This is a genomic window from uncultured Leptotrichia sp., assembly GCF_938036635.1.
Classification (GTDB): Bacteria; Fusobacteriota; Fusobacteriia; order Fusobacteriales; family Leptotrichiaceae; genus Leptotrichia; species Leptotrichia hongkongensis.
In genome coordinates this window covers 1-7,542 of record NZ_CALHQO010000247.1, presented here as the reverse complement: position 1 = coordinate 7,542, position 7,542 = coordinate 1, and the positions used below count along the sequence as shown (strand labels likewise).

Here is a 7,542-nt window from a genome sequence, read left to right as displayed (position 1 = left end):
ATTATATTTTAATTATTTGAAAATATTAGGTTTATATCCTTTAATTATAAAAGTTTGTAATAAATTCGCTATTTAAATTGAGTTTAGTATAAACTCAAACATTTTAAAAAATCTATCTTTAATCTTTATTCAAATTCTTCCATTTCCACTTTTCCATTTTTTTCAAGTACCTTCATAACTTTCCCTTCCCCAGCTTCAAGCAATTTCTCCGAATCTTTAATAAGTTTAATCGCCTTCTCATATTCAGAAATTGAATCATCTAGCGACAATTCCTCACTTTCCAATTTTTCCAAAATTTCATCAATTTGTGCAATATTTTCTTCATAACTTTGTTTTTTCACTGCCATTTTTATTTTTCTCCTTTATTTTTTATTTTTTTCAATCATCAAACCTATAAAAACTAACTACCTTCTTATTGTAATCTCTTTCATCGTATTTCACAAAATTACCTATTTTATCCGACATTTTTTCATACGTGCTATGTTCTGAAATTATAATTCCATCTCGTTCCAAAAGGTTTTCTTCTGATATTTTTTCAATCGTTTTTGTTGAAATATTTTCCTTGTAAGGCGGATCCAAAAATATTATATCAAATGTTTCATTTTTTCTTGAAAGGATTTCCATCGCTCGAAAAACATCATTTTTGTAGGCACGGCATTTTTCTTCCACTCTAAGATGATTCACATTTTCAATAATTACTCTAAGCGCCTCTTTATCTTCCTCAATCATAATCGCTCTTTTTGCACCACGGCTAAGTGCTTCAAATGAGACATTTCCCGTTCCTGAATACAAGTCCAGAAATTTTGCATCTACGACTTTTTCTCCAATTATACTGAAAATTGCCTCCTTTATTCTTTCAAGCGTAGGTCTAGTTTCTCTTCCTTCCCTTGATTTTATTCTTCTATTTTTCAATGTTCCTGCTACAATTCTCATTTTTTCCTCTTTTCAATTTTTATGATTCTCTCTATATTTGGATTAATCTGTGTATATTTTACTACATTTCAGGCAAAATTACCAACATTTGCCCTACTTAAATTTTATTGAAATTTTTCCATCCAGATTTACTCCACTCTCTAGCAGTTCATAATGCTCTTTTGTACTATTTTTACTAATATTCTTAAATTCATAGTCTTTAAAATTTATACTGTCTATTTTTAAATCTGATTTGTTATAAACATTTACATACAATATTTCCGCCTTATTTTTGTTAAAAAAATTGTCAACTAACTCGAAACTGTATACAAAATCCTTATTTCTTGAAAATTTTGTATTTACTAAATCATAATAAACAGCGATTTTCCCTTCTTCCATCGATGGAATAACTTTTGAAATGGCAAACCATTCACGCTGGATACTATCTGTAACTTGACTTTCATAAATACTTTCATCAAATTTTATAACTGCTCTCAAATTTTGTGCCTTTTTATAATCTGTCAAAAACTTTATATTTTTTACAAATTTCCCTCGGTTATTCGTATTTTTATTACTAAAATCCTCTTTTAAGCTCTTCTCAATATTCGTATCCAGCCAGAACATAAACGTCGATTTCACATTATAATTCCCAATATTCTCAAATGTATAAACACTCTCAACCTTTATTGTCTTATTTTTCTCAATCGTAATATTCAAATCTTCCCTCTTTATAACCAATGGCTCCTGCCTTACAATTTTCAAATTCCCAATTGCCAAAAATTCTGACTTTTCAGAAAATGCTGTAATGTTTATTGTAAAAAATATCATGATTATAAATGTTACTCTAAAAGATTTTTTTAATTTCTTATTATTCAAAAAAAACATATCTCAACTCCTTTAATTTTTTTATCATTTCAACTTTATTCTCTCAATTCCCACCAATTTCGCAACTTTCCTAATAAACTTGAGCGACAAGTTCACATTATATTTTTCAGACAGTTTTACAACTTCTTTTTTCTCGTTCGTTTTAAATGCTAAAAATACTTGATTATCGCCTTTATTTTTTAAAATAATCTGTTTTAATTCCTGATTTTTTTCTTTCACTTCTTCATCAATTAAGATGTATAATTTTAGATTCTTGTTTTCTTCCAGATTTTCAATGTTGCAAATGTTGTTTAAAATAACTGTATTTTTATTTTGCTCGGAATTTACAATTCCTTCCAGCACCATAATCTGCCCTTCCGTGATTTTATATCCAAAAGTTATGTATTCTCTTGGAAAACAGATTACTTCAATGCTTTTTTGAAAATCTTCCATTTCAAATTTTACCATTGGCTCTTTTCCAGCCCGTGTTGCAAATTTTTTTACATTTTTCACTATTCCGATAATTCGTACTTTTTTTAGCTCTTTTTGGGAAATTTCTGATATTTTATTATGGAAAATTATATTTATCAGATTTTTTTTCTCATTTAAAGGATGGCTTGAAACGTAGATTCCCAAATATTCCTTTTCGTTTTGAAGTAACACTTTTTGAGGAAACTCATCGCTTTTTTCCATCTGAAAGTCAACTGACATTTCTTTTTTACCGCCGAATAAAATCATTTGCAAATCTTCTTCAGATTCGTATTTTTTCTGGCTGTATTCTAAAACTTTGTCAATAGACTTGTATTTTTCAAATCTGTTTCCATCAAGTCCATCCAATGCTCCCGACAAAATTAGCGATTCCAGCTGTTTTTTTGTAATTCCGTTTTGTTTCATCCGATATCCAAAATCTTTGTAGGAAACAAACTTTCCGTTTTTTCGTTCTTTTTTTATTTCATTAATTAAAGCTGCTCCCACGCCCTTTATCGCAAAAAGTCCAAATCTTATTCCAACCTTTCCAAAATTTTCTTTATCCGCCTGATTTTCTTCAATTTCAAAATCATAATCAGACAAATTCACATCTGGCAAAAATATATTAATCCCTTTTTCCTTCGCTTCATTCACAAAAACAACAAATTTATCCAGATTATGTACTTCGGTTGTCATTATCGCAGCAAAAAATTCTAATGGATAATTTGCTTTAAAATATGCTGTCCAGTAAACAATCAGGGCGTAAGCAGCTGAATGTGACTTGTTAAATCCATATCCACCAAATTTTTCCACTAAATCATAAATTTCGTTTGCCTTTTTCGATAAAACTCCTTTATTTTCAGCATTTGTTACAAATTTTTCACGATTTTTCTTCATTAGTTCAGGATTTTTCTTTCCAATTGCACGCCGTAGCTCGTCAGCTTCCCCAAGTGAATAATTTGCCATTTCACTCACAATTTTCATAACCTGCTCCTGATACAAAATTATTCCGTAAGTTTCCTCAAGTATGTATTTTAGCGAGTTATCAATGTATTTTATTTCAGTCTTATTATTTTTCACATTTATAAAATCATCCACCATTCCACTTCGCAAAGGTCCTGGACGGTATAGTGCAAGCAATGCGATTATGTCCTCAAATTTTTCAATTTTCATTTTCTTCATAAGGCTTCTGATTCCAGCCGACTCACATTGAAAAACTCCCATTGTATCAGCCTTTGTAAGTAATTCATAAGTTTTCTCATCGTTTAGAAGAATATCATTCAACACAATCTTTGTTTTTCTTCTTTTCTCAATATTTTCCACAGTTTTTCGCAAAATTGTTAGATTTTTCAAGCCAAGGAAATCCATTTTTAAAATTCCCAGCTCTTCCAGTTCCTTCATTTGATACTGTGTCGAAACAATCTTTGTTTTCCCATCAGAATAAGTCGGAATTTCATCACTTAGCACATCTTTGGAAATAACGACTCCAGCCGCATGAACAGAGGCGTGACGTACTTTTCCCTCCAATTTTAGCGAATAATCAATCACTCTTTTTATTTCTCTGTCGGTTTCATACATTTTTCTAATTTCAGGGATATTGTTCAGGGCATCTTTCAGTTCCGTATTAAACGGTATCATTTTAGCAATTTTATCGACTTTTACAAGCGAAACATTTAACACCCGCCCCACATCACGAATCGCAAGCCTTGCCTTTAGCGTTCCAAACGTAATGATATGTGCCACGTATTCCGCCCCATATTTATTCACCACATAATTTATAACAATTTCCCGCTGTTCCTGATCAAAATCTATGTCAATATCAGGCATCGAAATACGCTCTGGATTTAAAAAACGTTCAAAAATCAAGTTATATTCAAGTGGATCAATTTCCGTAATATTCAAGGCATACGAAACAATGCTCCCAGCCGCAGAACCCCTTCCAGGCCCAACATAAACCCCATTTTCACGTGAGAATTTTATAAAATCCCAGACAATGATAAAGTATCCGTTATACCCCATTTTATCAATAATTTCTAACTCATACTCTGCACGCTCCAAAACGTTTTTCAAATTATTCTTTAATAATTCTTCCCGAATTTTAACTTCCTTCAATTTCTGCCCAGCAATTTCATCTTTTGTAATCTCTTTTTCAATTATCTCAAAATTTTTATCCAGCTGTAATTTTTCAGAATCTGAAACAGATTTTTTTAGATATTTGTGCAAAAGCCCCTCAAATACTAGATTTCGTAAAAACTCCTTTTCACTTATATTTTGCGGCAACGAATATTTTGGAAATTTAAAATGATGAAACTCAAAATCAACATTGCAGTTTTCCACAATTTTTTCCACATTATTAATTCCAGTTTCGTAAAATTCGCTATATTCCTTATTTTCAAAACTTTTTTCTATTTCATTTTCAGATTTTAGATATAGATCATCATACAAAATTTCACTATTTTCCGATTTTTCTGCATCAATTTTACTTCCCTCTTTTATTGATTCCACAATTTTCTGCAAAACTGCATCTTTCCGATTTGGATAATAAACATCATTTGTAATAACAAAATTATCAAATTTATTTTTACGCACAATGTCAAAAAGCATTTTCCTAGCCTTTTCCAGCCTTTCCACAGCAGAAACTTCAATAAAAAAATTATCCCCAAAATCTTTACCAAGTTTCTCAATAACCCTTCTAACCTGAGTATTTTCCAAATCCAGAATACCCTTTACAACCTCACTATTTATGCCACCTGACAAAATATACAAGTCATCTGAATATTTTTTCAATTCATCATACTTAATTTTATTCCGATTCCGTGTAAATCTGCTATATGAAATTGACGACAATTTTGATAAATTTTTATACCCATTCTGATTTTTAGCAAGTAAAGTAAGCGAAAACTCCCCCACTTTCTCCAGCCCGTCAAGAAACACCTCAAGTCCAATAATCGGCTTTATTTCAGCATTTTTACACTTCTTAAAAAATTCAATTGCCCCAAACATCGAAGTATCGGTAATTGCAAGCGCTTTTACTCCTATTTCCTTAGCCTTTTCAACATATTCATCTATTTTCCCTACTCCTTCAAGCAGTGAATACTCCGTATGCAATTTCAAATGTACAAATTTATTTTCCATAATTTCTACCTAATTTCTATTTTTATAAAAATACCTAAAGTGCCTTTATCACTTCATAAATCCCATCTTCATCATTCGATAAAGTAATTTTATCTTTTGAAAATTCCTGTTTCAATTCTTCCGTAGCATTCCCCATAAGATACCCATATTTCACAAACTTCAACATTTCCAAATCATTCCACTGATCCCCAAACGCCATTGTTTCTTCTGGAGAAATATTATATTTTTTCAACAGTTCCTTTATTGCCAGCCCTTTGTTTACTTCCTTATTCAAGCATTCTAAATAATGTGGTTTTGAAAATACAAAATTAATATGTGGCAATTTTGCTTCCAATTCCTTTTTTAACTCCAGCAAAATCGAATTTTCTGCAATAAATAATGCTTTTGTAGAAGTTTTTCCAATAAATTCGTCAAAATTTTTCACATAATATGGAATTTCCACGCTTTCTGAATATTTTTTACCTTCATCCGTTTCATTTTCAATATATAATTTGTCATCCATATATAAATTTAGGTGTATTCCCTTTTCTCTCGAAACTTTGATAAGTTCCTTAACATCCTGTGCCTCAACAGGTTTCTCAAAGATAACTTCATTATTTAACGGATTTGTAACTCTCCCGCCATTATAGTTAATCACAGGATTTTTTATCCCCAGCATTTCCACAAAAGGCTTTGAAGAAATAAAAGTTCTCCCAGTTGCAATAAATGTTTTCACTCCCTTTTCTTCCAATTCTCTCAATTTTTTTATCAAATTTTCTGAAACTTTATGCTCACTTGTCAGCACCGTTCCGTCCAAATCCATAAATATCGCTTTTATATTATTCATTTTAATTTCCTTTCTACTAACAATTTGTTAAATTTTGCTTTCTTATTTTTTTAAAACTATCTGATAATCTGTTTTATAATTCTATATTTAAATAACTTCAATTAAATTTTCTACAAAATAATCTATTTCTTCAATAGTCGTATCTTTACCAATACTAATTCTAAATGAACCTTTCAATTCCTCGTCAGTAAGTCCCATAGCCTTCAAAACGTGCGAATTTTCAAGTGAGCCTGACATACATGCAGAACCTCCACTTATGCAGATTCCTCTTAAATCTAATGCTACCAACAGCATTTGAATATCCACTCCTTCTATGTAGACATTTGTTATTGTTTTTATTCTATTTGCCTTTTCTCCATTTATTTTTATTTTTTTTCCAAGTTTTTCAATTTCAGTTTTCAATTTATTTTCTAGATAATTTTGCAGTTTATCTTCTTTTTCGGACATTTCTTCCAAATTTTCATAAACTTCCTCAAGTGCCACGCCAAGTCCCAAAATTCCATGAACATTTTCTGTTCCAGCTCGTCTGTTCCTTTCCTGCGAACCGCCCCAGATTTCCTTTTCAACCGAATATTTTTTATCAATAAATACAAACCCTGCTCCCTTAGGCCCATAAAATTTATGAGCTGTTGCCGTCAAAGCATTTATTTTCAAATCTTTTGGCAAAATTTTCATTTTTCCTATTGCCTGAACTGCATCCGTATGAAAAAATATATTTCTCTCTGCCAAAATTTCCCCAATTTCCTTAATCGACTGAATAACGCCAGTTTCATTATTCACAAACATTATCGAAACAAGAGCAGTATCTTCCCTCAATTGCTGTTTTAACTCCTCAATATTCACAACTCCATTCTCATCAACACTAATGTACGAAACTTCATACCCTTCATTTTCCAGCTGCTCAAAGGTTTTTAAAATCGTAGAATGCTCAATCTTAGATGTTATAATATGTTTTCCTTTATCATTGTTCGCCTTTAAAAATCCCCTTATTGCAAGATTATTCCCTTCAGCTCCACCAGATGTAAATACAATTTCAGTTGTTTCAACCTTCAAATTCTGTGCTATAATATGTCTTGCCCTTTCCACAGCTGATTTTGCCCGTTGTCCCAATGAATGCACAGAAGACGGATTTCCATAATTTTCACTAAATGATTTTGTCATCTCTTCTATCACTTTGTCTGACATTTTTGTAGTTGCGGCATTATCTAAATATACTATTTTCATTTTTAAATTTTTTTGCAGCTTCAACAGGATTTCCCATAGGAATTTTCAAAGCACGCGCATAATCATTGGTTGTACCAGTTGGGATAAAAGCTAAGCGAGGCCGATCCTCTAAT

At 31.2% G+C, this 7,542-nt stretch carries 7 protein-coding genes; all 7 read right to left on the bottom strand.

The genetic code is table 11. The features are described 5' to 3' along the window. Positions 1-125 precede the first annotated feature (125 nt). Entirely contained in the window at positions 126-341 is a 216-nt protein-coding gene (gene xseB / locus Q0370_RS04745; RefSeq protein WP_026745599.1) for an exodeoxyribonuclease VII small subunit, read from the bottom strand. A gap of 37 nt (positions 342-378) precedes the next feature. Continuing rightward, positions 379-933: a 16S rRNA (guanine(966)-N(2))-methyltransferase RsmD gene (gene rsmD, locus Q0370_RS04740; RefSeq protein ID WP_299572805.1), complete on the bottom strand. Its 555-nt coding sequence runs from the start codon at positions 931-933 to the stop codon at positions 379-381. 93 nt (positions 934-1,026) lie between these two features. Further along, positions 1,027-1,797: a hypothetical protein gene (locus tag Q0370_RS04735; protein ID WP_299572802.1), complete on the bottom strand. Its 771-nt coding sequence runs from the start codon at positions 1,795-1,797 to the stop codon at positions 1,027-1,029. Between the two features lie 24 nt (positions 1,798-1,821). Continuing rightward, on the bottom strand, positions 1,822-5,379 hold the full coding sequence (gene dnaE, locus Q0370_RS04730) for a DNA polymerase III subunit alpha (RefSeq protein WP_299572800.1): 3,558 nt from the start codon (positions 5,377-5,379) through the stop codon (positions 1,822-1,824). Between the two features lie 34 nt (positions 5,380-5,413). Continuing rightward, positions 5,414-6,205, bottom strand: a complete 792-nt coding sequence (locus tag Q0370_RS04725) for a Cof-type HAD-IIB family hydrolase (protein WP_299572797.1) — start codon at positions 6,203-6,205, stop codon at positions 5,414-5,416. 87 nt (positions 6,206-6,292) lie between these two features. Continuing rightward, on the bottom strand, positions 6,293-7,429 hold the full coding sequence (locus Q0370_RS04720; RefSeq protein ID WP_299572794.1) for a cysteine desulfurase family protein: 1,137 nt from the start codon (positions 7,427-7,429) through the stop codon (positions 6,293-6,295). After that, positions 7,407-7,514: a diacylglycerol kinase family protein gene (locus tag Q0370_RS11790; RefSeq protein WP_367270840.1), complete on the bottom strand. Its 108-nt coding sequence runs from the start codon at positions 7,512-7,514 to the stop codon at positions 7,407-7,409. Before Q0370_RS11790 ends, Q0370_RS04720 begins: the two co-directional genes overlap by 23 nt. Positions 7,515-7,542 lie beyond the last annotated feature (28 nt).